This window comes from Bifidobacterium asteroides (genome assembly GCF_030758775.1).
GTDB lineage: Bacteria > Actinomycetota > Actinomycetes > Actinomycetales > Bifidobacteriaceae > Bombiscardovia > Bombiscardovia kimbladii.
Window position 1 is genome coordinate 1,556,396 of the sequence record NZ_CP132384.1, and the last position, 25,329, is coordinate 1,581,724.

Consider the following 25,329-nt stretch of genomic DNA (forward strand, 5'->3'; position numbering starts at 1 on the left):
CGACCCGGAAGGGACTGGCGTTGGAAGTGCTACTTGGTCCTCTTGCCGTAACGGGCTTCGAACCGAGCCACGCGACCACCGGTGTCCAGAATCTTCTGCTTGCCGGTGTAGAAGGGGTGGCAGTGCGAGCAGACATCAACCGTCATATGATCGCCGGGAGCGGTCGAACGGGTGATGAAGGTATTGCCGCACGAGCACGTGACCTCAACGGGATGATAATCGGGATGAATTCCCTGCTTCATGGTTACTCCTAGATTCAAGGGCCCCGGGTCGACCGCCCCTGTGGCGGACGTGAACCGGCAACCGCGTAATAGTCTAGCGCAACCCGGGGAGAATACGACTCCCTTGCGCCACACGCCGAATCAGCCAACCGGTGTGGCGGACCGCTCGCCCTTTAGAATCAAACAGTCGGACCGACCGGCCCGGCGAGGCGACAAAGGAGGGCAGCAATGCAGCAGGAAGTGGCGTTCGTTACAGGGGCGGCTCAGGGAATCGGCGAGGCCATTGCCCGCCGTCTGGCCAAGGACGGGTTCGCCGTGGCCGTGGCGGACATGAACACCGACAAGGCCCAGGCAGTGGCCGACTCCATCAATCAATCTGAGGGACGGGCCATGGCTGTCACCCTGGACGTGACCGATCGTGTCCAGGTGCGCTCGGCGGTAGAGAAGACGGCCACCAAACTGGGCGACTTCAATGTAATCGTCAACAACGCTGGCTTGGGACCGACCACCCCCATCGATTCCATCACCCCGGAGCTGTTCGACAAGGTCTACCACGTCAACGTGGCAGGAACCATCTGGGGCATGCAGGCCGCCGTCCAGGCCTTCCGTGATCGAGGCCACGGGGGCAAGATCATCAACGCCACCAGCCAGGCAGGGGTGGTGGGCAATCCCAATTTGATGCTCTATTCGTCCACCAAGTTCGCCATCCGGGGCCTGACCCAGGTGGCTGCACGCGATCTGGCCAAGGAGGGCATCACCGCCAACGCATACGCCCCCGGCATCGTCAAGACGCCCATGATGATGGACATCGCACATCAGGTCGGGGCCAACGCCGGCAAGGATGACGAGTGGGGCATGTCCACCTTCTCGGACGGCATCGCCCTGGGGCGGCTTTCCGAGCCCGAGGATGTGGCCAATGCCGTAGCCTTCCTGGCTGGGCACGACTCTGACTACATCACCGGCCAGACCCTGATTGTGGACGGCGGCATGCAGTTCCAGTGAGTCTTTAGCAAGGATTCGCTCGCATATGATGGACCCTCGCCGATCGGCTCTGTCCGACAGCGAGGGTCCACGATCGTTCAGGGATCGTTCAGGCGTTGAAGACGTACTTGTCCAGACGGTCCATGGCCTCCTGGACACGGCTCAAAGGCAGAGCCAGGTTCATGCGGATGGCGCAGGGAGCCTTGAACTGCCGCCCGTCCTGGACGGCCACACCCACATCCCAGGCACGCTTCAGCAGCTGGTCCAGGCCCAGATCATGGTCCTTGCACCATTGCGTGCAATCAAGGAAGAGCATGTAGGTGCCCTGGGGCTTGGAAAGCTCGACTCCCTCGAAATGCTGCCGGATGTAATCGTAGGCGTAGTCCACATTCCCGGTCAAAACCTGCCGGAGTTCATCCACCCACTCCTGGCCCTGGGGCTTGTAGGCCCCGATCAGGGCATGCATGGACAGCACGTTCATGTCGTTGTAGTGGGCCTTGGACCCCTTGGCCACAATCCTGTCGCGCAGATACTTGTTGTAGATGATGTGGTAGGAGCCGACCAGCCCGGCCAGGTTGAAGGTCTTGCTGGGTGCATAGAAGGCAGCCGTCCTGTTGCGGGCATCCTCGCTGACCGATTGGGTGGGGATGTGCCTGTGGCCCGACAGGATCAAGTCTGACCAGATCTCGTCGGAGATGACCACGCAGTCGTTCTCCTTATATACTTCCATGGCCTTCTCGATCTCCCACTTCTCCCAGACACGGCCGCAGGGGTTGTGCGGGCTGCAGAAGACCGCCACATGGATGTTGTTCTCCTTGAGCTTGCGATCCATGTCCTCGAAGTCCATGCGCCAAACGCCCTGCTCGTCCTTCTTCAAGGGGCTGTGCACGATGTGGTAGCCGTTGTTCTCGATGCAGGACGTGAAGCCGACATAGGTCGGGCTGTGGAGCAATACCGCATCGCCGGGCGCCGCAAAGGCGGTCAAAGTCGAGACGACACCGCCCAGGACCCCGTTCTCATAGCCGATATCCTCGGCCGTCAGGCCTTCCACACCATTGCGGTTGCGCTGCCAGTTGATGATGGCGTCGTAGTACTCGTCAGTGGGATTGAAATAGCCGAAAGCCGGGTGCTTGGCACGCTCGATGATGGCCTCGGGTATGGTCGGCACCGTGGGGAAGTTCATATCGGCAACCCACATGGGGATGACATCGAAGCCCTCCTTTGGAGGATCGGGGGCGAATCCAGGCTCGGCACCCAGGCCGTCAACCGCAATGGCGTCCTTGCCGTGCCTGTCCATGATACTGGTGAAATCGTATGTCATTAGTCAACCTCTCATCCCGTGCAGATGTGCTCGCAGCGACCTTCCGCCAGTCTACAGCCGCGGACTCCGTCCGAGTGTCTGCGTCTAATACCAGAGCAGCGATGGTACTATCTGGCTTTAGTCAGTGGATGGGGGTGACCAAATGAGTGCATCAAAGCCCGTTTCATCTTCTCTGCAGCTTTTCGTCCCGCTGGTGGACTTCCTGGGTAAGATCCTCGGCCCCAAGACGGAAGTTGTGCTTCAGAACGTCAGGGATTTCTCGCATTCGGTGGTTGCCATCGCCAACGGCAACTTGAGCGGACGCACCATAGGCAGTCCCGCCACCGACCTGGTCCTGCACATCTGGCGGAACCACGAATACGACCAGCACAACTATTTGACCCATTACGCTGGCTACACCATCCATGGGCATCCCGTGGTCTCGTCCACCCTGTTCGTGCGGAATTCCAGAGGACGGGTGATCGGCTTTCTCTGCATCAATTTCGACAGCTCCGCCTTCCGACAGGCCAGCAAAGAGCTCAGAAGAGCAAGCGCTTATCTGGACGCTCTGGGACTGGCCGATCCTGCTGCGGTACTGAACGACGATAGAGCCGCATCAGAAGAATCGGATGCTGAGACCGGGACCGGCCAATCGACCCGTGAAGTGCTCTCAGTCAACACAGACGAAGTAGTTACGCATAATATTGCCGAATTCGCCGCAGAGCTTGGTATTCCTCCGGCAAGAATGAACCGGCAGGAGCGACTGCAGCTGATCACGCGCCTGGATGGGTCAGGGGTCTTCCTGGTCAAGGGCTCGGTGGACGCAGTTGCCCGGGCTCTAGGGATCTCCTCACCCAGCGTCTACCGCTATTTACACACGATACGCAATGCGGCTGCGGACCCAGATCAGAGCACCCCGGCTCGCCCTGCTCAGCTTTGACACACCCCCTCCAAGGTGTATGATTAGTACAAGATATACGGGGGACGTATACACGATGGACCTACAGGGGCTGAACTATTTTCAGTTCCAGAGGAGATGTACATGCGTATAGTTTCCCGGCATAAGCCGACGGCTCCTACTCGAGCCCGTCCCGTATTCTTTTCCCTGATAAATTCTCATACTTAGCGGTTCTACGGAAGCGCTTCCGGATTATTGTGCCGTGCGCAGATCTGATGGCTGTCTACGTAAGCACGTTTGGGGCACCGAGAAGTGGATATACACCGAGGGTGCTCTATGATCCGACATAAAAAACGCGCCTAGCTCTTTTCCCCCGGCTTACATGTGAAGCCATACATATTTGCATCGGTGAATCATGGATGCTAGAGCTAGGCGGCGAGAGGACGGCCCCGACATTAGCCGGGGCTGGTCCTTCTACTAAGACTATCAAGAAAGTTCGGGGGACAAAACCTTAGTCATTCCACTGGCAGTCATCGAAGACGCGAACCAGTACTGGGCTGAGAAACCTGAACCTCTTAATTCGATCCATCAATAAAGCCCCCGAAACCTTCTAAAGGTTCCGGGGGCTTGTCTGTGTGGGGCCTCAGGGGCTTGAACCCTGGACCGAACGATTATGAGTCGTTTGCTCTAACCGACTGAGCTAAGGCCCCGCGCCGATTGTACCGGCCAGAGTCATGGTATCAAAACGACTCGTCATCAAGCAGATCCGGATTGTCGGACCTACTTGGTGACCTGGTTGTAGACAGGCAGGCCCATGTATCCGAAAGGAGCCTGGCGAACCTGCTTGCCGGCCACCGCCGATACCTTCCTGTACCAGAGCGGCAGCACCGGAAGATCCTTGAAGAGGACGGCCTCGGCCTGGCGATAGTCCTGCATGGCTTCGTCCTGATCGGTCTTGGAGGCGGCACGGGAAAGAATGGCATCGTATTCGGCGCTCTTGTAGTCCCCGTTGTTCAGACCCTTGCCATCAGCCTGGCTGGAGGCATATCCCTGAACCAAGTAGCCTTCGGGGTGGGGATAGTCCGAGGTGATGCCCGAATTGAAAATACTGTTGACCTGACGGTTATGAACTGCAGTATTGAATTCCTTGCCAGTCGGGAAGATATTCGGTGCCGTCTTGATTCCCAGAACCTGGGCATACTCATGCAGAACCGCATCAACCCAGTCCTTGTCTGCCCCGTCGGCACTGTACGCAATGCGAAGCGTGCCTTCCCAGGGAGATATGGCATCAGCCTGCTTCCACAGTTTACGGGCCTGGTCCGGATCGTGCTTCAGTACCTCTTTGCCTGTGATGTCGGAAGCATTCCCCTTGATGGTGGGTGCCAGGAAATCAGTGGTCGGCGTAACCGAACCAGCGAAGACCTTGTCGGCTATTTTCGCGCGATCCAGGGCATACGACAGGGCCGCCCGGCGAAGGGCGCCCTCCTGCCCCTGGAAATGCTGCAGGCCTTGCGGGATGGTCAGGGACCGGAAGGCCGGCCCTGGCTTGATCAAGGGCTGCAGGCCCGAATCGGTATGGAAGGTTTTCAGGCGGGAGACCGGAACCGTATCGAGCACATCCAGGTGACCGGCTTGGATATCGGCATAGGCGGCATCGAGGCTCTGGTAGTCCCTGAACTCCAGGCTTCCGTTCCGAGCCTTGCGCGGTCCCTTGTATGAGGGATCCTTCTCCAGCTTGATGCCCTGATTAGGCACCCATGATTTGAAGCGGTAGGGCCCGTTCCCGATCGGTTTCTTGCCGAAGGCCTTGATGTCCTTGTAGGCGGCTGCCGGCAGTGGCAGGAAGGCCACATCTCCCACCTTGTAGGGGAAGGAGGAATCCGGCTTGTCCATGGTCACCTCCAGGGTCAGGTCGTCGACCACCCGGAGACCGGACAGAGGAGCCTTGGGGTCGCCATGCTCATCCTGCACCTGCTCGTACCCGGCGATGGTCGAAAAAGCCGAGGCGCCCAGCTGCCCATTGGCTGCATTCGCCGCGAAGGACCAGGAATCCGCATAGGTCTTGGCTGTGATCTGTTCCCCGTCGCTGAAGGTGAGTCCTGGTTTGAGGACAATCGTGTACTGGCTTGCATCCTGATTGGGAGTAATCGATTTGGCCTCGACCAGGGTCATCCCGCCTTTGGCATCGAAGGTGACCAACCCGTCGAAGAGCTGGGTCATCACCTTCCAGCCCGCGGTGTCGTTGGTGCTGGAGGGAATCAGCGGAGCCGTAGGTTCGGCATTGTTGACGCTGATGGCGGCCTGAGGGTCAATCCTGTCTTCTTGGGAGGCCTGGGAGGGGCCGCAGGCGCCCGCTGCCAGGATGAGCGGAAGCACCGCTGCTGCAAGGTAGGAACGAAGTTTGGTCATAGTAGGACCCTTCCTGCCCGGTATGGGCTGTCACAGCTGCACGGGAAACACTGAGTCAATAAACATATGGTCAATACGGTCGGGTGGGCGAGGATGCCGATATTCAGACCTGCCTGACATCCTGCCCGGATGCCAGCCGATCCAGAGCACCGGTGCTGCCGATGGCCCGGAAGAGGAACCAGCTGACCAGTCCAGCCAGGACCACTCCACTGATCAGCTCGCAGATGGTGCCGATGATCCCCCTCGGGCTGAGGAGGGAGACCCCCTGATAATAGAAGGCCAGGAGAAAAGCGTTATAGACCAAGGCTATCAGGACACCCCCCAGAACGGTCGTTCCCAGGGTCCAGCGGCGGTAGCGGAATATTCCGAAGGCCAGTTCCGCGCACAGGGCCTCGATGATGGCCTCCACCAAAATCATCGGCACGTTATAGGCGTTGCCAGGCAGAATCTCGACCAGGACACTGATGATGCCAACGTAGACGGCTGCGCCTGGCTTGCGCAGTATCAGCAGGGAAAGGGTGCAGGGAAAGTAGAAGACCCCATGCAAAAGGGCCGCCATCCCCGGAAGCAGGGCCGTCATCAGCGGGAATATCCACGAGGCGAGCAGGCTGGCCAACCAGTAAATCAACCCCGACACCGCGCCCAGGCCTGCGCCGACCGCTATGTCAAGCGGCCTCCAACGCAACCGATGAGCTGTGGAAATCCGACCCTGCTGCTGTTTCTCCGTCATTGATACTCCCTTGCAACCGTCATAGAGCGGACGGCCCGTTCCTCATGCGCACAGCGATAGGAGGGAACCCGCCCAAGCCGGCAAAGATCCGTCCGGCGTTCCTTGACCTGCGCATGCCGGGCGGGAACGTCGACTCAAGGCTACCCCGACCACGGCGGCAGAACCAGGGTCTGGTCATAGGTCTTGTTTATAGGCGGCCATCCGCCTGACTGACCTTGCTTATCAGCCCGGCGCATAAGTCAGAAGTTCCCACTACCATGAATGCAGTTTCCACTGTCTTTTCTATGGTTCTGTGAGGTAGCTTCTTGGCCGAATTCATTTATCAGATGATCAAGGCGCGCAAGTCCTTCGGCGACCGCGTCATCCTGGACGATGTGACCCTGAGTTTCCTGCCCGGCGCCAAGATCGGCGTGGTGGGCCCCAACGGCATGGGCAAGTCCACCCTGCTGCGGATCATGGCTGGCCTGGACACGGTCAGCAACGGCGAGGCTCAGCTCACCCCCGGCTACACGGTAGGCATCCTCCAGCAGGAGCCGCCCCTGGACGAAGACAAGACCGTCGGCGAGAACATTCGCATGGCCTTCGGCGACATCATGAGCAAGGTGGACCGCTTCAACCAGATCGGCGAGCAGATGGCCGATCCCAATGCCGATTACGACGCCCTCATGACCGAGATGGGCCAGCTCCAGGAGCAAATTGATGCCGCCAACGGCTGGGATCTGGATTCCCAGCTGGATCAGGCCATGGATGCCCTGCAGTGCCCCGACCCGGACACCCCGGTCTCGGTCATCTCTGGAGGGGAGCGCCGCCGGGTGGCTCTATGCCGGCTGCTGCTGGAAGCCCCCGACCTGCTCCTGCTGGACGAGCCCACCAACCACTTGGATGCCGAGTCCATCCTCTGGCTGGAGCAGTACCTGCACACCTATAAGGGCGCTGTCCTGGCCGTGACCCACGACCGGTACTTCCTGGACAACGTGGCCGAATGGATCTGCGAGGTGGACCGCGGCCACCTCTACCCCTACCAGGGCAACTACTCCACCTACTTGGAGACCAAGGCCAAGCGTCTGGAGGTCCAGGGGCAGAAGGACGCCAAACTGGCCAAGCGTCTCAACAACGAACTGGAATGGGTCCGCTCCTCCCCCAAGGCCCGCCAGGCCAAGAACAAGGCCCGTCTGGAGCGCTATGAGCAGATGGAGAACGAGGCCCGGAACAACAAGAAGCTGGACTTCTCCGAGATTCAGATTCCGCCGGGTCCCCGTCTGGGCTCCAAGGTGCTGGAGGCCGAGCACATCCACAAGGCCTTCGGCGACCGCGTCCTGATCGACGATCTGAGCTTCACCCTGCCTCGAAACGGGATTGTGGGCGTCATCGGGCCCAATGGCGTGGGCAAGTCGACGCTCTTCAAGACCATTGTGGGCTTGGAGCCTCTGACATCGGGCTCCTTGGAGGTCGGCGACACGGTCAAGATCTCCTATGTGGATCAGAACCGCGAGGGCATCGACCCCAACAAGAACCTCTGGGAGGTGGTCTCCGGCGGGCTGGACTTCATCGAGGTCGGCGGCGTCGAGGTGCCCACCCGCGCCTATGTGGCCTCATTCGGCTTCAAGGGTTCGGATCAGCAGAAGCCGGCCGGCGTCCTATCCGGTGGCGAGCGCAACAGACTGAACCTGGCACTCACCCTCAAGCAGGGCGGCAACCTCCTCCTGCTGGACGAGCCGACCAACGACTTGGATGTGGAAACCCTGGAGAGCCTGGAGAACGCCCTGTTGGTCTTCCCCGGCTGCGCTGTGGTCATCTCCCACGACCGCTGGTTCCTGGACCGGATCGCCACTCATATTCTGGCCTGGGAGGGCACGGACGAGAATCCGGCCTCCTGGTACTGGTTCGAGGGCAACTTCCAGGCCTACCAGGAGAACAAGGTCAAGCGTCTGGGCGAGGAGGCCTCCAGGCCCCACCGCATCCACCGCAAGCTGACCCGCTGAACGAAGCACATCACGAGGGATTGAGGGCCCAGGAGAAGCATGAGCACCGAGGATGAAGCACTGGCCCAGGCCATCGCCGGGTTGAATTTGCAAAAACAGCAGCCTGCCGATGGCCGTTCCCGTTTTCTAGGCAAATCGCTGGACTTCCCCACAGGCCGCCTTTACGGGGGCCAGCTGCTGGGTCAGGCTATCATGGCCGGCGGGCGGACCGTGCCGAAAGGTCGATTGCCCCACTCGATGCACGCCTATTATCTGCGCACTGGACTCCTGGATCAGGACGTTCAAGCTGAAGTCGAGACCATTCGAGATGGGCACTCCTTCTCCTCCAGACGTGTTGATCTGCACCAGGGGGAACGGACCATCCTGAACGCCCTGCTCTCCTACCAGCAGGTCGGCCAGGAGGGCATCCGCTATGCCGACCCCATGCCGACGGGGCTGCCCGATCCGGAGGATCTGCCTGGCTCCCGAGAGCTGATGGAACCCTATGCCGACCAGTCCCCCTTCGCTGACTACTATGCCCATCAGAGCCCCTTCGACATGCGCCACGTCGGCGGCACGGTCCTGCTGGATGATGCAGATGAGGCAGACAAAAGGGATTCCGAGGATGACAGCAGGAGCCGCCAGGCCGTTTGGAGCCGCACCCAGGGAGGTGCCGACCTGGATCCGCTGATGCGCCGGGCCCTGCTGGCCATGGAATGCGATCAGATCATGATGGAGCCCGCCCTGCGCCGTGCCGGGCTGAGCATGACCACCCCGGGTATCTCCTTCGCCTCCATCGACCATGCCATGTGGTGGTATCAGGATCTGGATCCTTGCGATTGGCACTGCTTTATTCAGGAGTCCCCAGTGGCCGACCACGGCCGCAGCCTGTGCATGGCCAAGGTTTACAACCGTCAGGGTGATTTGGCAGCCTACATGGTTCAGGAGGCCATGATCAGGGTGCCTAAAAACTGAGCGGCCACAAGGTCATCGCGTATTTTTCCAAGGCGAAGAGTCAACAGCCTGGTCTGCAGCAGGTCGGCCATCTTCGGAAATGCCTTAGGCTACGGCCTTGAACCCTGTTCAGCCCGGCCTTTTACTTGAATTGGCCTTTATCTTCGCCCTGTCAGCGGTATCGGTCGCATCGGCCATGGGTCTACGCGAGGACTTGCGCCGATCGGGGTTCTCAGGCCCGTCATCCGGGGGCAACTGGCAGAGCCACTCCCCCACAGCTCCGGCCACCACATCGATCAGACAGACCAGGGAGGCGACCAGGCACTCCTGCATGACCCGTGTGTAATAGGGCGCGCCTGCATGCCCCATGCTGATCAGTGCCTGACTGCCATACCAGCCCAACAGGGCGGCACAGGCAACGCCCAAGGCCTTGCTCATGATCAGCACGTTGACCGCGAAGCGCAAATCCATCTCCTTGCGGTCTCCCTTGGCGTAGCGATGCACCTGGAAGGCCATGATCAGGATGGCCGCCCCCAGCAGGAAGAGCAAAACGCTGACCAGCCAGGGAACCCCCATGAGGTCCGTCCTGGTGGACATGCCCAGTTCCGAGATGCCGGCGCCTCCCATCAGCCCCAAGACCAGGGCGACCAGGTAGTGCACGAGCGGTGTGCGGCGGGCCCTCATGACAACCCGTCCAGAATCCAGTCCTCCGAGACCAGGCTGATGCGATCCCGGTCAGGAGCGCGGTTGGCCAGGCTTGCCAGACAGGATCCGTCAGCTCCAGGCAGACTGTGTTCAGGCTCCAAGTAAGCCCAGGGAATCAAAATGCGCGATGGAGCATGGGCAGCCAGCAGAGGCGGACGGTCCTGAGAGGACAGAACCGAACCATCCAAGCTCTCCACCTCGACCACGTCTGCATCCAATCCGCCCATCTGTCTGATAGGGGCGGCCACCATGTCCAGGGCCGACCGCAGTTCCTCCAGATTCAGCGGTGTCTGCAGAATAACCACGGCCGATAGACGCTGATCCCCCTGGTCGTCCCGATAGGCATATAGGGGCGAGATGCCGACCAACTGGCTGCCGGGGATCCCGTCCAAGGCTGCGAGAGCACGAAGCATGGTCAGCCGGTCGGTTCCCGATGCTCCCTCCAGCGCAATCACATCACGCATCAGAAGGCCCTTTGGCTTGGCCCCCTCAACAGTCGGCTGACTAGACGCTTCGTTATCATTCTCCAAATCTGAGGACAGGCCGTTCTGCGTGGAGGAGGTTACGGGGTGACGCAGCCGGGCCTGTGCCGCATGGCCAGAATCGGCCTGACCAGACAGCAGGAAGGAGGGATGCCCTAGAGCAGCATTCCCGCCGCCCCTGACTCGTCCAGATTCCATGCTGGCCGGGTTGCCTTCCACCTGATCGTCGGCCGCACGCTCCAGGGTGACGCCCACCTGGAAACCGACCCCTGTTCCCTGGTCAGCACCCAGACGGGTGACCGTGACCCGGGTGCGGCGGATCTGATGGGAGAGCAGGATGGCATCAGCCACCTTGGCGGTCAGGGACTCCAGAATCTCATCAGCCGGCTCGTTTTGGACCAGGTTGACGATCCGCCGGACAATCTGCACATAGTCCACGGTCTGAGTGCCGTCGTTGAGCCTGCCTGCCTCACTCAAATCCAGGTAGAGGACGGCATCGACCTGGTAGCCGAGCCCAGGCTTCTGCTGGCCATGCAGGGGTGCGACCTTGATGGAACTCAGACGGATGGAATCCATGATGTACGCTCCTCCCTCGCCTTGGAAGATTCACTGGCACCGGCCCCGGGACCATATGCAGGGCACCGAGCCGATTCAGAATTCAGTGCTGGTCCTCTGCGGACGGTCCGTTTACGCTGCGCCTGAGCTCCTCAGGAATCTCCACCGGAGGCTGCTCGGAGTCCGGCCGATCCGGCGCAGACAGCCAGAGCTGACGTTCGGGAGCCTTGCGCAGACCAGCGAAGACCGCAGCCAGCTCGTCCTTGTTCAGAGTCTCTTTGACCAGGAGCTGTCGAACGAGCTCATCCAGCACGTCACGGTTTTCAGTGATGATCCGCCAAGCCTCTTCGTGAGCCGTCTCGATGAGATTGTGGACCTCCTCATCGATGGCCTCGGCCGTCTTCTCTGAGTAGTTGTGGGGCTTCAGGGCATCGAGTCCGGCGTCCTGGTCATTTTCGTCAGCCCACTTGATGGCGCCCAACTTGGATGAGAACCCATACTGCAGGACCATCTGGCGGGCGATGCTGGTGGCCTTCTCGATGTCGTTGGAGGCGCCAGTGGTCGGGTCATGGAAGACCACCTCCTCCGCCACGCGGCCGCCCATGGCATAGGCCATCTGGTCCAGCAGCTCGTTGCGGGACTGCGAGTAGCGGTCCGTGGTGGGCATGACCGCGGTGTAGCCCAGGGCCCGCCCGCGAGGCAGAATGGTCACCTTGGTGACCGGGTCGGTGTGGTGCAGGGCCGCAGCAACCATGGCATGGCCGCCCTCATGGTAGGCGGTGTTGCGCATCTCGGCCAGAGCCATGCCCTTGGTCCGCCGCCGAGGTCCGCTCAGCACGCGGTCGATGGCCTCGTCGATGGCCCGGTTGTCGATCAGCTGGGCATCGGAACGTGCGGTCAGCAGAGCAGCCTCGTTGAGCACGTTGGCCAAGTCGGCGCCGGTGAAGCCAGGCGTCCGCACGGCCACAGTGTGCAGATCCACGTCAGGCACGAAGGGCTTGCCCTTGGCATGGACCTTGAGGATGGCCTCACGGCCCTCCAGATCAGGAGCTTCCACGGCTACCTGGCGGTCGAACCGGCCGGGCCTGAGCAGGGCCGGATCCAGAATGTCGGGACGGTTGGTGGCTGCGATGATAATCAGGTTGGTGTCGTTGTCGAAGCCGTCCATCTCCACCAGCAGCTGGTTCAGGGTCTGCTCGCGCTCGTCATGGCCACCGCTCATGCCGGAGCCGCGCTTGCCGCCCACAGCATCGATCTCATCAATGAAGATGATGGCCGGCGCGTTCTTCTTGGCCTCATCGAACAGGTCGCGCACTCGGGAGGCGCCCAGACCGACGAACATCTCGACGAAGTCAGAGCCTGCCATGGAGTAGAAGGGCACGCTGGCCTCGCCGGCGATGGCCCTGGCCAGCAGGGTCTTGCCGGTTCCAGGGGGACCATAGAGCAGGACGCCACGGGGTATGCGAGCGCCCAGGGCCTTGTACTTGGAGGGATCCTTGAGGAACTCCTTGATCTCCTCCACCTCCTGGACTGCGGCCTCCTCGCCGGCCACGTCCGAGAACTTGGTCTTGGGGGTCTGCCCGTCGCTGAGCTTGGCGGAGTTCTTCTTGCCCCCCATGCCGAACATGCCGCCGCCGGCCGCCGAGGACATGCGCGAGAGCAGGAACCAAAAGACTCCCAAAATGATCAGCATGGGCAGGATGGAGGATATCAGGTAGCTCATCATGCTGGTCTGCGGCACCACCGAGTTGTACCCCTCGGAGGGCTTGGCCTTCTCTACGGCCTTGACCACCTGCTGCCCCTGGGCCTCCACGTAGTAGAACTGTACGTCCTTGCCGAAGTTCTTGGAGGTGCGGTTGCCGCGGAAGCCGGGCACATCCTTAACGAAGTCACTATTGAGCTTGAGCTCGACGACCTGCATTTTCTCGGTGATCTCGGCCTTCTTGACCATGCTGCTGCGGTCGTTGAGCAGCTCCAGGCCGTCCTGGGTATCGATGGTCTGAGCGCCGTTCTGGCTGCTGAAGAAGCCGAAAATGGCCAGGATGATGACCACGGCCAGAATCCCCCAGAGCCAAGGGGAACGCCAGAATGAGCGGTTGCCCCCATTGGGGCCAGAACCGTTGTTGCCCAGGTTGAAGTTGAAGGGGTTGTTGCCCTTGTCTCCGTTGTCCTTGCCCCCATTGGGCGGACCCTGCTGCGGTCCCTGCGAGTAGCTCATGACTGCTCCCCCTGATCCTGATGATCCTGTTTCTGGGTCGGGTCCATGTATTCCTCGGACCTGAGTACGGCTATCGAGTCGAGATTACGGTACTGCTCGTCGTAATCCAGCCCAAAGCCCACAACGAATTCGTCGGGTATGGCGAACCCTGGATATTTGACATCCACCTCCACCTCGTGCCGCGAGGTCTTGTCCAGCAGAGTGAAGATCTCCACCGATGCAGCCCCTCGCTCCTTGAGATGCTCGACCAACCAGTGCAAGGTGTAGCCGGAATCGATAATATCCTCAACGATCAGAATATGCCGACCGCGCACATCGCAGTCCAGATCCATCCTGATGTCCAGGTCTCCCTCAGAAACGCTGGTCTTGCCTGCCGGATAGCTGGAGATGCTCATGAACTCGATCTGAACCGGAATGGTGACGGCCTGCGAGAGGGCGGCAAGCGTGTTGAAAGCCCCCTTGAGCACGGCCAGCATGATCGGGTTCTTGCCCCGGTAATCCCGGCTGACCTGCTTGGCCGTCCGGTTGATCAGCTCTTCTATCCGTTCCTTGGACACCAGTTCATGGTCGATATGGGATTGAATATCAGCGATGCGCATGGTCTCCATCATTGCATATGAGAATGACTTGACCCTTACGGATTGCTGTATGGGAGCTGGGAAAACGAGGGCCCTGCTGGCCGTGCCACCGGCAGACCAAATTATCCAGAGCCTGGACCTGCACGGCCGTGAACCTTATGCCCAGTTTGGTCAGTACCTGGGCCAGCAAGCGGGTGCGCAGAGCCGGATGGCAGTCGGCCAATCCGTGGGCATCCAAGCAGGCCAGCACCCCCTTGGCTATATGATCCGAATCGGGGCGGGAGACCAGCCGCTGGAACAAGCCATCCACCTGGGTGTCCAAATAATCCTGATCCAGACGGGCCATATCCGCGCCAAGGGCCAGGCGGCGGGCCATGTCCCGCCCAGCGAAGCGATTCAAGGCCGGCAGCAGGTCGTGGCGGATCCGCGAGCGCAGCGGCAGGGTCTCGGGAAGCGTGGAATCAGCCGGTCGATCATCGCCGTTAGTAGGGTCATCCCACCAGTCGATCCCCTGCTGGCGGCAAATAGCCGTGGTATCCTTCCGGTCCAGGTCCAGAAAGGGACGCAGGTAACGCATTCCCCCACGCTCCACACGCCGAGCCATGCCGGTGATGGCCTCCAGCCCCTGTGAGCGAATCAGTCCGATCAGCACCGTCTCAGCCTGATCGTCACGAGTGTGCGCCAGAAGGACGGCCTTGGCCCCCAGCTCAAGGGCCTGTTCGGAGAGCGCCTGGTAGCGGGCTGCACGTGCATCGGCCTCAGGGCCGGCCGAGGTGACCGGTACATCCACTCTGGTGACTCGGACCGGATTCAATCCCAGCTTTCGGCAGGTTCCAGCCGCGCGCTCTGCGACCTGATCCGAATCAGGCATCAGACCATGATCGATCAGCAGGGCACCGCACCGCAGCCCGGTCATGTCGGCCACCAGGTGGGCCGCACAGGCCAGGGCCAGGGAATCCCGGCCTCCAGAGCAGGCCACCAGAATCAATGGGGCATCCGGATCGGGCCGATGCACCCCGTGATGGGCGAACCGCTGATCCTGCAGGCCCAAGCCCTCCCCGTCAAGGGTCGAACGCAGGAGCCCCACCGCCTTTTTCATTGCCGCTGAATAGACCATGGTCCAGGCTTCTTCCTGCTCAAATCCGATCCAAAGATCCGACCAAGGTGTCCACAGCCTGTCGGGCAGCAGCCGCGTCCTCGGGATCGTTGACGACCACAGCAAAGACCAAAACACCGCCAGAGCGACGAATCACATTGCCCGTGAGCGAGGTCACCTGATCCAGAGTGCCGGTCTTGGCCCGAATCAGTCCATCAGCCTGGTCATCCACCTTTCGGCTGGCCGCTGTGCCGGTCAGGCCCACTACAGACAGGCCCTTGACCAGAGGAGTCAAACCCTTGTCAGCAAGAGCCAGTTGCTGGACGTCAGCCAAGGTGCCCACCCGCAGGACGGAGCCGGGGGTAAGCCCCGAGCAGTCGGCCATCTTGAGTCCCGCGGTGTCCACGCCCAGCTTGTTCAGCGTGCTGACAACGGCCTTCACAGCACCGGCTGGGCTGTTGGGCATGTTCAGGGCCAGAGCGGTCAGGCGGCCGAAAAGCTCGGCCAGACTGTTGTCGGAGTTGCGCAGCATCAGCGACATAACCTCACTGAGCCGCGCCGAGCTGATACGGGCCAGAACCCTGCCCTGGGCGTGGTCGGCCCGGTCGGGCCCCTGGGCATTGTCCACCTGGATCCCGGACTCCATCAGGCGGCTGGCGAAGACTGTTGCAGCGACTCCTGCCGGGTTTTCGACCCTGGGAAGGTAGATCTCGCCAGCATCCGGATAAGCAACAGGCTCAGTCCGGCCCTGCCTGGCCTCATCCACGGCCATGGAGACGGGCTCCTGGAAGTAGATTCCATCGGGATTGTTATCTTCGATTCCCTTCGGTGTCAGATCGTCGCCGAAAAGCGTGTCTTGGTAGGCGAGAGTCACTCGGTCTATCCCTCGCTTATGCAGGGCCTGTGCCGTCTTCTCGGCCAGAGTCCCTAGTCCGGCCCGGCCATTGACATGCAGGGGGTCGTCTTTGCCTACCCCTAGGAGCATATCGCCGTGACCGCGCAGGGTCAGCGTTGCCTGCGAGGGGGTAGAGGAATCCAGAACCGCCTCGGTATCCAGCTGTGAGGACATGTCCAGAACAGAGGCGGCTGCGGCTGCGGTCAGGGTCTTCATAGTGGAAGCTGGCTGGCGTGCCTGGTCCGCGTTTTTCTGGGCCAGCACCCGTCCGTCAGCCTGTCGCACGACCAGCGAGTAGCCATTGCCCAGGCCCGGTGTGTCGGCGAAAGCGTTGACCAGCTGCTGGACCTGGCCGGCATCCGCTGCGGACCCAGGCTTGTCGGCGGCAAGGGTCGGCGGCACGCCCATCATGACCGCAGGGGGGACCGAAGAATGACTGGTCTTGGCCAAGGTGAGCGGTCCAGGCACCAGGTCAGCCAAGTCCATGCATGCATAGCCGGCAACCAGTATGACAGCCACAAGCGTGGCCAGGGCCACCCGCCAGCGTCGCTTGATCCGACGACGGCGTGTCATGCGCAGCTGATGTCTGTCACCCAATTGCTCACTCCCGGACTTGTGCTCGCCAACCGAGTTCGGATCGGTAGGCATCATCCAACTAGCCTAGTACTGGTCCTGTCACTGCCTCAGGACTGCAGAGAAGCATAGCGATCCAGAGTCAGCAGAATGGCCGACTGTCGACGATCAAAGATCCGGGACCCTAAAGCTACACCTATGGCGAGGGTAATCAAACCGTTGGCCAGTGCTACCGGCATAGGCAGCCAGAGCGGAAGCATCCCGCCTTTGGTCATAGACAGCAGCGCCACTAATAAAGTGGGCAGCATGATCACCAGGCTAGCCAGCAACTGCAGCATTGGCAGGAAGCCTTGGGCAACAGCACGCCCCTGGGGCGAAGTGAAGGGCTGGTCCATAGAGGGGACCGGATAGATCAGCAGGGCCGAGAAAATCTGAGCAACTCCCAGACCAGACAGAAGCAATCCGACCGTCACAGCAAGCATATCCAAGGAGATGGCCAGGTCCCTTCCGCCCTTCATTGCCCCGGAGAGGATCAAAGTCACCAGCCCAAGCAGGAGCATGCAGGGCATAGCCACGATCAGATGGCTGCGGACACGGGACAGCCGGTCCTCACGACCCTTCACTCCCGCAGCTATCTCCATGCGCAGGGCGAGCCCATCGTAGGCCAAGGCGTTGCCCTCGGGAATCTCCAGTATCAGGGCGCCCAATACCGGTCCCAGCCATAGCATCATGGGCATCTGACGGAAGATTATTGCGTATAAAATCACCACGACCAGCAGAAGTGGATAGCTGACAAGCTTACGAGAGTCCTGACGAAGATAGATCAGCAATCGCGCAGCCATAGCATCCACAACGTTCTGGGACCGGCCCAGCATCCCCAGCCCCTTGGGAGCGGTCGGCCGCTCAGCACTCGCCCCAGTATGCAAACGGTCATGACGCAGGCACACCATGCCGATCATGAAGCAGAGAGCCAGGGTGGCCAGCTCCATAAACAGACGTCCGACCAGAGCCCACCATGATCCCGAAAGGAGATCCTCCGGCAGACGGACAGCGGCACCCAGTGGCGTCCAGGCCAGTATGTCGGCCACGGACTTGAGAGAATCAGTGTCGACGGCCATGCCATCCATAATCCCGCTGGTCAGCAGAGAGGGCAGCATGCACAAAACCATGATCACCACGGTGACCAGCAGGTAGAACCCGGATCGGGTGCGGTGGGAGACTACCAAGGTACCAACCAGGTCCAAAACAGCCCTAGATAGGGCCAGCATCACCATGACAGCCAGCAGTGCCGCTACCAAAGCCATGATCGAAGCTCCGACACCCATGCGGGCATAGATGGCCGTCAGAGCCAGAAAGCAGACAAGACCGGTCAATCCCGCAGGCCCGGCCAGCCCGGCCAGGTAGAGCCCCAATTGCAACTGACCGTCAGGAATCCCGTAAAGGACGAATCGCGAAGGGCCCAGGATCGACCCCTGGCCCAGAAAGGTCAGTTGAATCAGAATCACTCCCAGGGTCAGCCCGACCAGGAACAGGACCAAGATGGTTCCCATACGCTGGCGGTCGCCCGGATCGGCCTTGGGCAGCCATCCTCCCAGTACCAGCGCAGCCTGCCAGGAGGCCAGGCAGATGCCAATGGCCATGAGCAGACTGATGATGGCGCCGACCATCTGCCAGGAGGAGTGCTTGACCGTTCCCCAGGTAATGGACCAACGCATGGCGATGATGGTGGCTGCCGTTCTCATTCCGCCTCCTGGTCTTCCTCGGACCCGGAACCGTTCAGCCAAGCGATCCGGCGGGCCTGATGGCGGCCGCCGACGAGATCCAGGAAGCGATCCTCCAGATCCTCCCCTGCTGCGACCTGGGCCACCGTGCCATCAGCCCGAACCAGACCATGATTGATGATGGCTACATGCGTGCACATCCGCTCCACCAGGGCCATGACATGCGAGGAAATGACCACGGTTCCTCCAGTATCGACATACTCGACAAGGATGTCCTTGAGATTGGCGCTGGAGACCGGGTCGACCGATTCGAAGGGCTCATCCAGTACAAGGAGTCTGGGGGAATGAATCATGGCAGTAGCCAGGCAAATCTTCTTGGTTATTCCGGATGAATAATCGCAGACGCGCTTTCCTCCGGCATCGGTCAGGTCAAAAGCCTCCAGCAGGTCCCTGGCCCTGCTCAGCGCCTCCTCGCGCGGCATTCGACGCAGCATGCCCGAGTAGACCAGCAATTGCAGACCGGTCAGCCTGTCGAAGATCTGGTCGCCTTGGGGCATGACGCCTATGATCCGCTTGGCTGTATCCACGTCAGACCATACGTCCCTGCCCAGAATCATGACCTTTCCGGAGTCAGGCGCCAGGAGGCCGGTCACCATGTTCAGCGTGGTGGTCTTTCCCGCGCCGTTGGGGCCGACAATCCCATAGAAGGACCCCCTGGGAATATCCAGAGAGAGGGCATTGACAGCAGGCCGGCCCTGGTAGCACTTGACCAGGGCGCGAATAGAGACCGCTGCCTGTGGATCGGGCGGAGGAGCCACTGCCGTGTGGGCGGTCATGCTGGCTGATCGGGCTTCATCGGACATGGCCTTAAGTCTATCCCACCATTATCTCGCTCCTGGCCACCTCCATAATCTAGTTTGCATGTCGGCGGATGCCCGGTCTCAGTGCCCGGAGTGCTCGATGGGCTTCCATCCAGGATTGGCGAAGATGGCCTGGAATGAGATGGGCAGGTAGCTCAGCATGAAGATGGGGAAGCTCAGGCAGTAGGCGAAAAGCTCCTTGTTGGAAGCGCCTATCTTGTCCCGCTCGGCCAGGACCGTCAGTGCGGCCAGGCCCATCATGGCCAGGACACCCAGAACCCCGGCTGCGATGCCATTGATCAGTTCAGTCACCTGGCTGGTCCAGGTCACGAAGCCCAGAGCCGGGAAGAGCAGACCGAAGAAGCAGCGGACCAGAGCCAGGACGGTCAGCGGGCAGATGAGAATGGTCAGGTCCACGGCCGAGAAGTCGCGTTCACGGAAGGCTCTGGAGATCAGGGCGGGCCCGTAGTAGCGGAAGACCTGAAGGAAGCCCTTGCTCCAGCGCAGCCGCTGCCGCCAGCTCTGCTTGAAGGTGACCGGCTGCTCGTCATAGAGGATGGCGGTGCCGCAATAACCGATGCGCTCGCCGTGCAGAACCGAGTCCATGGTGAACTCCAGGTCCTCGGTCAGCAGGTGGAACTTCCAGCCGTTGTTGCGCTCCATAACCTCCCTGGAGAACATGAACCCGGTGCCGCCCACATGGCAGCTGGAGCCGATGACCATCCTTGAGGTGTTGAGGAACCGGGATTCACGGATGAACCATAGGGCTGAGCCGGAGGAGACCCAGTTGTCCGAAAAGTTGACCGAGTTGCGGTAGCTGGTCAGTATGCGGAAGCCGGACTGGAAGGCCTTGTTCATCTCTTCGATGTAATGGCGGTCCAGGAGGTTGTCCGCATCGAAGACGAAGTAGGCATCGTAGCGGGAGGCAAGGCCCCGCTCAAGTATCTGGTCCAGCAGAAAGGTCAGAGCGTAGCCCTTGCCCACCTGGTTCGGATCCCGCCGCTCTACCACATGACAGCCCAGGGACCTGGCCAGTCCGGCGGTGTCGTCAGTGCAGTTATCGGCCACCAGCCATATGTCGATCATGGAGGATGGATAGGTCTGTTCCTTGATGGAATTGATCAGATGACCGACCACCTGCTCCTCGTTGCGGGCCGAAATAAGGACGGCGAACCGCTTGTCGAAAGGGGCCTCGGGAAAAACCGTGGGCTTGGAGACAAAGGAGATGACGATGCAGATGGCCTGGTAGACGATGCCCACCCCGCCCAACAGCATCATCAGAACGTCCAGCACTTTGAGCAGAGCCATCAGCGCCACTCCTTGCGAGGGTTATCCTCTTCCTCGGAGGCCTCGTTGGTGGTCTCGGTGCCTTTGAGCGGCCTGTGCCTTACCGGAGCCGAGGCGGACTTGGGTATGGGAACCGTGGCTGACTCATCCAGATCCTTGGCCGTCGGGGAAGAGGTCGGGTAGAGCTCACGGGCAATCGTCATGACCGGATCGTCCACTCTGACCCTGGCGCTGGTCCCCTTGGCCGACCGGCTGCCCACATGGCTGGCCACCGGCTGAACCACGTGCTCGTTGAAGGCCTCTACACCCTCGACCACCTTGGACTTGCCGACCGGCTTGGGATCCTGCATGAGCGGGGAGTCGATCAGCTCATAGTGCTTGACTGAAGCCGAGAATATAGCCTGGAAGCTGGCCGCCAGAGGCAGGGCCAGGAAGGCACCCAGGGCGCCGAAGACCGCACCCAGGGCCAGTACGGAGAGGAAGGCGATGGCTGGGTTGAGGTCCATGGTCCGCTGGGAGATCTTGGGAGCCAGGATCATGTTTTCGATCTGCTGGTAAATGATGATGTAGACCAGCACGATCACGGCCACCAGCAGTCCGCGGCTTCCCCAGGCCACCACTACGGGAATAGCTCCGCCTATGTAGGTGCCGATGGTTGGCACGAACTGGGAAACCAGCCCGCAGAAGAGGGCCAGCGGCAGCCAGTAGGGCACCTTCAGAATGACCAGAAAGACCGACATGCAGGCCGCAGAGATGAGCGCCAGAATGGTTCTGCTGAACAGGAAGCTGGAGATCTGGTCCTGGGCGATGGTCCAGACAAAAAGGAAACGGCGCTGGCTCCTGGGGGCCAGCCACTGGCAGAGGCTGCGGCGCAGTTTGGGGCCTGCGGCGGAGATGTAGTAGATGACCAGCAGGACGGTCATGACATTAATGAAGGACCCGACCAGGCCCACGGTGGTGTTCAGGGCCTGTCCTGCGAAGTCCGTCACCCAGGAGGTCTGGATGTTCTTGACGATCTCACCGCCAAGATCCTGCATGGCCGGCAGGTGCCAGGGTGTGCGACTGGCGATGAATTCCGCCACCTGCTCATAGAGTGCCGGCGCCCCGTTGGCCATGCCGATGACCTGCTGAACCAGCAAATTGCCGAACATGCCCATAAGGACGATCACAATGATAATCAGACCTATCAACGTAACCGCAGAGGCTGCCCCCCGCCGCCAGCCATGCCTGACCAGTCTGAGCACCAGAGGCTCCATGGCAAGGGAGACAAAGATGGCGATCACCACATCCAGCACCAGGAATTCGATCTTCCACCAGGAGGCGTAAGCGAACCAGGCCAGAAAGACAGCTATCACTACATAGAGGAGGGCACGGCCGAACCATTCCGGAGGTCGGCGCGGATCCCCCTTGGGCGGGAAGACCGTCGCGAAATCGAAGCGCTGCTTTTGCTCGTTGGCCATATGTTCCATTATCCCAAGATGGCTGACATGACGGGCTATAGGGCACAGGTTGAGCCGACGGTGTATCCGGGCACACGTATCCTGAGGGGTATGTTGACCGTTTCCATAGTCATACCCGCCTGGAATGAGGAAGAACGCATTGAGGACTGCCTCCTGAACGCCACCAGGCAGAGCCTGGCACCCAAGGAGGTGCTGGTAGTCGACAACCACTCCACAGACGCAACGGCCTCCATCGTCCAGCACTTCATCGATCAGCACCCTGACCAGCATGTCAAGCTTCTCCATCAGGACAGTGAACAGGGGCTGATCCCCACCCGCAATTACGGACTTGACCGGGCAACCGGCGATGTGCTGGGCCGGATTGACGCCGACTGCATGCTCCGTCCCAATTGGGTGGAGGTGGTCTCCGGCATCTTCACCCGGGACCCCAAGGCCATGGGCGCCACTGGACCGGTGGCCTACTATGACATGCCAGGCAAGCGGATCGGGCTCAAGGGCGACAATACCATCCGCAAGGCCATCTACCGGGCCGACGACGGGCAATACCTGCTCTACGGTTCCAACATGGCCCTGCGCGCCACGGCCTGGCGGGCCATACGCAGCCACGTCTGCAGGGACAAAGAGGACATCATGCACGAGGATGTCGATATCTCCCTGCACCTGATCGATCAGGGGTTCAAGACGGTCTACTGCAAGGACATGAACGTGGGCATCAGCGCCCGCCGGATGGACACTTCCTTCACATCCTTCCGCCACTACATGCAGCGCTTCAAGAACACCTTCGACGCCCACCCGCAACACACCAGGGAACAGAAGCCCGAGCACACCCTTTACGCCATCTACCCCATTCTGCGAGCCTTCTACCCCGTCTACCAGAAGTACCTGGAATCCGCTGATATCAACCCTGCGGAACGTGTCTGGATCCGCGAACAGATGGAGCTCTTTCATCGCCGCGACCAGGAACTGGACCAGGAGGATCACTGACCGGCGGACGGCACACCAGGCTTGCCTGGTCCATAGGGGGCGGGTATCATGGCCACGTTCGCCCCCGTCGTCTAACGGTTAGGACACCAGACTTTCAATCTGACAGCGAGAGTTCGACTCTCTCCGGGGGTACAAGGCAAAGGGTTGGAAAACGGCGGTATTCCGCCGTTCAACAAATTCGCAAAAAATCAGCATAGAATCCGAACCAGGCTGTTTCGGTCTATCTTGAGCCAAGATAGTGCACACAACAGTACACACTTATAGATCACCGCCGACGAGAATCCACCAGCATGGTGAAGACACACCTATTCAAATTTCTACGGCTTTGCGTGGCGCAGTCTACGAGCATAGGAAAGCAGTCAGAATTGTTGCCACAATTAGGCCAGCCTGGATCATCCTCGCCGGCCATGAGGAACAACTGCATCCGATGGGCATTTACCGAAGCGAATCCAAAGCTGGATATAGACGCCGGAACCGGCTGTAACCGGCATCGTACACTTGACGGTTCGCACCGTCGGGAGAATAGACGCCTCCTGCAAGGTTCGCCTCCACCAACTCCTCCAAGGCTTGCAAATCAGGCTGTGAAGAAGAGCTGGTCTGCTTGCCAACAGAGACCAGTTGGGCCAGGGCCACGGCAGGCATGAGATGAGCATCATCAAGCACCTGAACGGGCGCGTCAAGGATATCCGCCAACATCTGGCACCATTGGGGTTCGCGGGTGCCGCCACCAATCAGGGTGACGCGTTCGATAGGCGTGCCCAGCAGGTCAAGCCCCTGACGAATCGAATAAGACACGCCTTCCAGCGCGGCTCTGGCAAGGTCGCAGGCCTCGGTCTCGGAAGAAATCCCGACATAGGCTCCGCGAATCGAAGGGTTCATCATAGGGAAGCGCTCCCCCACCAGATAGGGCATGCAAATCACGCCGCGTGCCCCTGCAGGGCTGGATTCCAACAAATACCCCATGCGCTGATAGAGGTCGCTGTCGCCCTTGGTCGGACTGCCCCCCGCAAAGACTCCTGTGGCCCAAGCATGCACGTTGCCGGCATTCAAGAAAGGCACTGTATTGACAATGCTGTCAGTGCCCAGATAGGCCAGATTGACCATTCCAGGGCGATCAGTCACAGCCCGGTCTGTCACCGTAGCGATCCACCCGGATGTGCCCAAGTTGATATTGAACTGACCGGGATGGAATACCCCGCCGCCCAAGGTAGATGCGCCAGCATCCCCCATTCCCGCATAGACCGTGGTTCCCGGAGCAAATCCCGTGGCAGCGGATGCACCCGGCGTGCTGATGCCGACGCTTTCCCATGGCCAATAGAGTTCCGGGAAGATTGCGGCATCCACGCCTGCTGCCTCCAGGATGTCCCTTCTCCACTTCTGCGAGTGCAGATCCATGGCGCCTGCCGTCGAGCAGGCCGTCATATCGCCGCAGTAGACACCGGTCAGCCACCAAATCAGATAATCCTTGGCATCGATGAGCACATGGCGAACCTGCGCATACCGGTCGGGCTGATGCCTCGACATCCACATCAGTTTGGCCACCGGCAGGGACCCGTCGCACGGGTTCCCCACTACGGCGCAGAAGGACTCAGCCCCATAGATTTCAGTCAGCTCCGCCGACTCTTCTTCGGCCCTGCCGTCCGCGTACAGGATCGCCGGCCCGACGGGCTGTCCCTGCGCGTCCAGAGCAATCAGGTCCTGCATCTGTCCGCTCATGATGATGCCGGTGACCTGGTCGCTCTTGAAGTGATCGATGCTCCGCCCGGCTTTGGACAAAAGGTCACGGGACACCTCGATGAAGGCCTGCAACCAATCCTCGGGATTCTGCTCGATACGCCCATCACCTGTGTCAATCGGCAGAAAGCCGCTGGACGCGCAGACCCTGGCGGAACCCTGGTCATCCACAAGAACGGCCTTGACCTGCGTGGTCCCCACGTCGAATGCGGCTGTATAGGTCATACCGGTCATCCTAGGACTTCCCAACCGCCCGGATGCCGACATGATTCCGTATGTGGACCGACGCACTTACCCCTGGGCCCCTGACCAGTCCACCACTGCTTCGACATTGTTCCCGTCCGGGTCCAAAACGAAAGCCGAATAGTAATGGGGGTGGTAATCGCGCAGTCCTGGAGCACCATTGTCACGGCCCCCGGCGGCGAGCGCCGCCCTGTAAAAGGCATCCACCGTTGCGGCATCGGCAGCCCTGAAAGCTATATGGGTCACCGGCGAAGCAGTCCCATCCTCACTCGGTGTCAGATAGAAGTCCGAGTGGGCCCCGTCGTCCTCTGGGCCTAACCCAATAGTGGGCTCATGGTGGGCCTTGGCCACGTACCCCAATGGCTCCAGGGCTTTGCTATAGAAATCGATGGAAGCCTGAATGTCCCGAACCTTCAGCGTCAGATGATCAATCATGTCCGTAATTCTAGGTGACTCATCAACCAACAATGGCAGACCGCCCAGA

The 25,329-nt window shown here is 60.5% G+C and carries 21 protein-coding genes and 2 tRNA genes; 6 read left to right on the forward strand and 17 right to left on the reverse strand.

From position 1 onward, the window contains the following. Nucleotides 1–29: 29 nt before the first annotated feature. Nucleotides 30–242 (reverse strand): 50S ribosomal protein L31, encoded by a 213-nt coding sequence (gene rpmE, locus RAM15_RS06270; protein ID WP_015022244.1) that lies wholly within the window; start codon nt 240–242, stop codon nt 30–32. Nucleotides 243–449: 207 nt separating this feature from the next. Here rpmE and RAM15_RS06275 point away from each other — a divergent pair, with 207 nt between their 5' ends. Further along, the gene (locus RAM15_RS06275; RefSeq protein ID WP_045924737.1) at nt 450–1,223 is read left to right on the forward strand and encodes a (S)-acetoin forming diacetyl reductase; all 774 of its coding nucleotides are present in this window, start codon (nt 450–452) and stop codon (nt 1,221–1,223) included. 88 nt (nt 1,224–1,311) lie between these two features. On the opposite strand, the gene RAM15_RS06280 is transcribed toward RAM15_RS06275, so the two are convergent. Next, the gene (locus tag RAM15_RS06280; protein WP_306221225.1) at nt 1,312–2,523 is read right to left on the reverse strand and encodes a MalY/PatB family protein; all 1,212 of its coding nucleotides are present in this window, start codon (nt 2,521–2,523) and stop codon (nt 1,312–1,314) included. A gap of 142 nt (nt 2,524–2,665) precedes the next feature. Between RAM15_RS06280 and RAM15_RS06285 the strand changes: the two genes are divergently transcribed. Then, a complete protein-coding gene (locus RAM15_RS06285) occupies nt 2,666–3,442 on the forward strand; it encodes a helix-turn-helix transcriptional regulator (RefSeq protein ID WP_306221226.1) in 777 nt (258 codons plus the stop codon). 594 nt (nt 3,443–4,036) lie between these two features. Here the strand turns inward: RAM15_RS06285 and RAM15_RS06290 are convergent. The 3 genes from RAM15_RS06290 to RAM15_RS06300 form a co-directional block, all read right to left on the reverse strand. Then, nucleotides 4,037–4,110: transfer RNA gene (locus tag RAM15_RS06290), tRNA-Ile, on the reverse strand. 70 nt (nt 4,111–4,180) lie between these two features. Further along, entirely contained in the window at nt 4,181–5,809 is a 1,629-nt protein-coding gene (locus tag RAM15_RS06295) for a peptide ABC transporter substrate-binding protein (protein ID WP_306221227.1), read from the reverse strand. Between the two features lie 103 nt (nt 5,810–5,912). Then, complete coding sequence (locus RAM15_RS06300) at nt 5,913–6,539, reverse strand: ECF transporter S component (RefSeq protein WP_306221228.1); 627 nt, start codon at nt 6,537–6,539, stop codon at nt 5,913–5,915. 305 nt (nt 6,540–6,844) lie between these two features. Here RAM15_RS06300 and ettA point away from each other — a divergent pair, with 305 nt between their 5' ends. Beyond that, nucleotides 6,845–8,521, forward strand: a complete 1,677-nt coding sequence (ettA, locus tag RAM15_RS06305; RefSeq protein ID WP_306221229.1) for an energy-dependent translational throttle protein EttA — start codon at nt 6,845–6,847, stop codon at nt 8,519–8,521. A 39-nt stretch (nt 8,522–8,560) separates the two neighbouring features. Beyond that, on the forward strand, nt 8,561–9,475 hold the full coding sequence (locus tag RAM15_RS06310; protein ID WP_306221230.1) for an acyl-CoA thioesterase: 915 nt from the start codon (nt 8,561–8,563) through the stop codon (nt 9,473–9,475). 108 nt (nt 9,476–9,583) lie between these two features. On the opposite strand, the gene RAM15_RS06315 is transcribed toward RAM15_RS06310, so the two are convergent. The 10 genes from RAM15_RS06315 to RAM15_RS06360 all read right to left on the reverse strand — a co-directional run bounded on the left by RAM15_RS06315 (nt 9,584) and on the right by RAM15_RS06360 (nt 21,884). After that, a complete protein-coding gene (locus RAM15_RS06315; RefSeq protein ID WP_306221231.1) occupies nt 9,584–10,138 on the reverse strand; it encodes a DUF3180 domain-containing protein in 555 nt (184 codons plus the stop codon). Next, a complete protein-coding gene (locus tag RAM15_RS06320; protein WP_306221232.1) occupies nt 10,135–11,217 on the reverse strand; it encodes a dihydroneopterin aldolase in 1,083 nt (360 codons plus the stop codon). Before RAM15_RS06320 ends, RAM15_RS06315 begins: the two co-directional genes overlap by 4 nt. Before the next feature lie 82 nt (nt 11,218–11,299). After that, a complete protein-coding gene (gene ftsH / locus RAM15_RS06325) occupies nt 11,300–13,414 on the reverse strand; it encodes an ATP-dependent zinc metalloprotease FtsH (protein ID WP_045924746.1) in 2,115 nt (704 codons plus the stop codon). After that, on the reverse strand, nt 13,411–14,013 hold the full coding sequence (gene hpt / locus RAM15_RS06330; protein WP_101432715.1) for a hypoxanthine phosphoribosyltransferase: 603 nt from the start codon (nt 14,011–14,013) through the stop codon (nt 13,411–13,413). Before hpt ends, ftsH begins: the two co-directional genes overlap by 4 nt. After that, nucleotides 14,000–15,109 carry a tRNA lysidine(34) synthetase TilS gene (gene tilS, locus RAM15_RS06335; RefSeq protein ID WP_306221234.1) on the reverse strand — a complete coding sequence of 370 codons (1,110 nt, stop codon included), beginning with the start codon at nt 15,107–15,109 and terminating at the stop codon, nt 14,000–14,002. Before tilS ends, hpt begins: the two co-directional genes overlap by 14 nt. A gap of 19 nt (nt 15,110–15,128) precedes the next feature. Continuing rightward, nucleotides 15,129–16,580 (reverse strand): D-alanyl-D-alanine carboxypeptidase/D-alanyl-D-alanine-endopeptidase, encoded by a 1,452-nt coding sequence (locus tag RAM15_RS06340; protein WP_306221235.1) that lies wholly within the window; start codon nt 16,578–16,580, stop codon nt 15,129–15,131. An 86-nt stretch (nt 16,581–16,666) separates the two neighbouring features. Next, nucleotides 16,667–18,298, reverse strand: coding sequence for a hypothetical protein (locus tag RAM15_RS06345; RefSeq protein WP_306221236.1), 1,632 nt, complete (start codon nt 18,296–18,298; stop codon nt 16,667–16,669). Next, complete coding sequence (locus tag RAM15_RS06350; protein WP_306221237.1) at nt 18,295–19,140, reverse strand: ABC transporter ATP-binding protein; 846 nt, start codon at nt 19,138–19,140, stop codon at nt 18,295–18,297. The genes RAM15_RS06345 and RAM15_RS06350 overlap by 4 nt, the downstream gene beginning before the upstream one ends. Before the next feature lie 78 nt (nt 19,141–19,218). Continuing rightward, entirely contained in the window at nt 19,219–20,445 is a 1,227-nt protein-coding gene (locus RAM15_RS06355) for a glycosyltransferase family 2 protein (RefSeq protein ID WP_306221238.1), read from the reverse strand. Beyond that, complete coding sequence (locus RAM15_RS06360; RefSeq protein WP_306221239.1) at nt 20,445–21,884, reverse strand: AI-2E family transporter; 1,440 nt, start codon at nt 21,882–21,884, stop codon at nt 20,445–20,447. Before RAM15_RS06360 ends, RAM15_RS06355 begins: the two co-directional genes overlap by 1 nt. A 90-nt stretch (nt 21,885–21,974) precedes the next feature. Between RAM15_RS06360 and RAM15_RS06365 the strand changes: the two genes are divergently transcribed. Next, nucleotides 21,975–22,868, forward strand: a complete 894-nt coding sequence (locus RAM15_RS06365) for a glycosyltransferase (RefSeq protein ID WP_306222262.1) — start codon at nt 21,975–21,977, stop codon at nt 22,866–22,868. Nucleotides 22,869–22,928: 60 nt separating this feature from the next. Continuing rightward, a tRNA-Glu gene (locus RAM15_RS06370) sits at nt 22,929–23,000 on the forward strand. A 303-nt stretch (nt 23,001–23,303) separates the two neighbouring features. Here the strand turns inward: RAM15_RS06370 and RAM15_RS06375 are convergent. Together RAM15_RS06375 and RAM15_RS06380 are read right to left on the reverse strand one after the other, a co-directional pair. Beyond that, on the reverse strand, nt 23,304–24,836 hold the full coding sequence (locus tag RAM15_RS06375; protein WP_306221240.1) for a xylulokinase: 1,533 nt from the start codon (nt 24,834–24,836) through the stop codon (nt 23,304–23,306). A gap of 57 nt (nt 24,837–24,893) precedes the next feature. Continuing rightward, nucleotides 24,894–25,280 (reverse strand): VOC family protein, encoded by a 387-nt coding sequence (locus RAM15_RS06380; RefSeq protein ID WP_306221241.1) that lies wholly within the window; start codon nt 25,278–25,280, stop codon nt 24,894–24,896. Nucleotides 25,281–25,329: the final 49 nt, after the last annotated feature.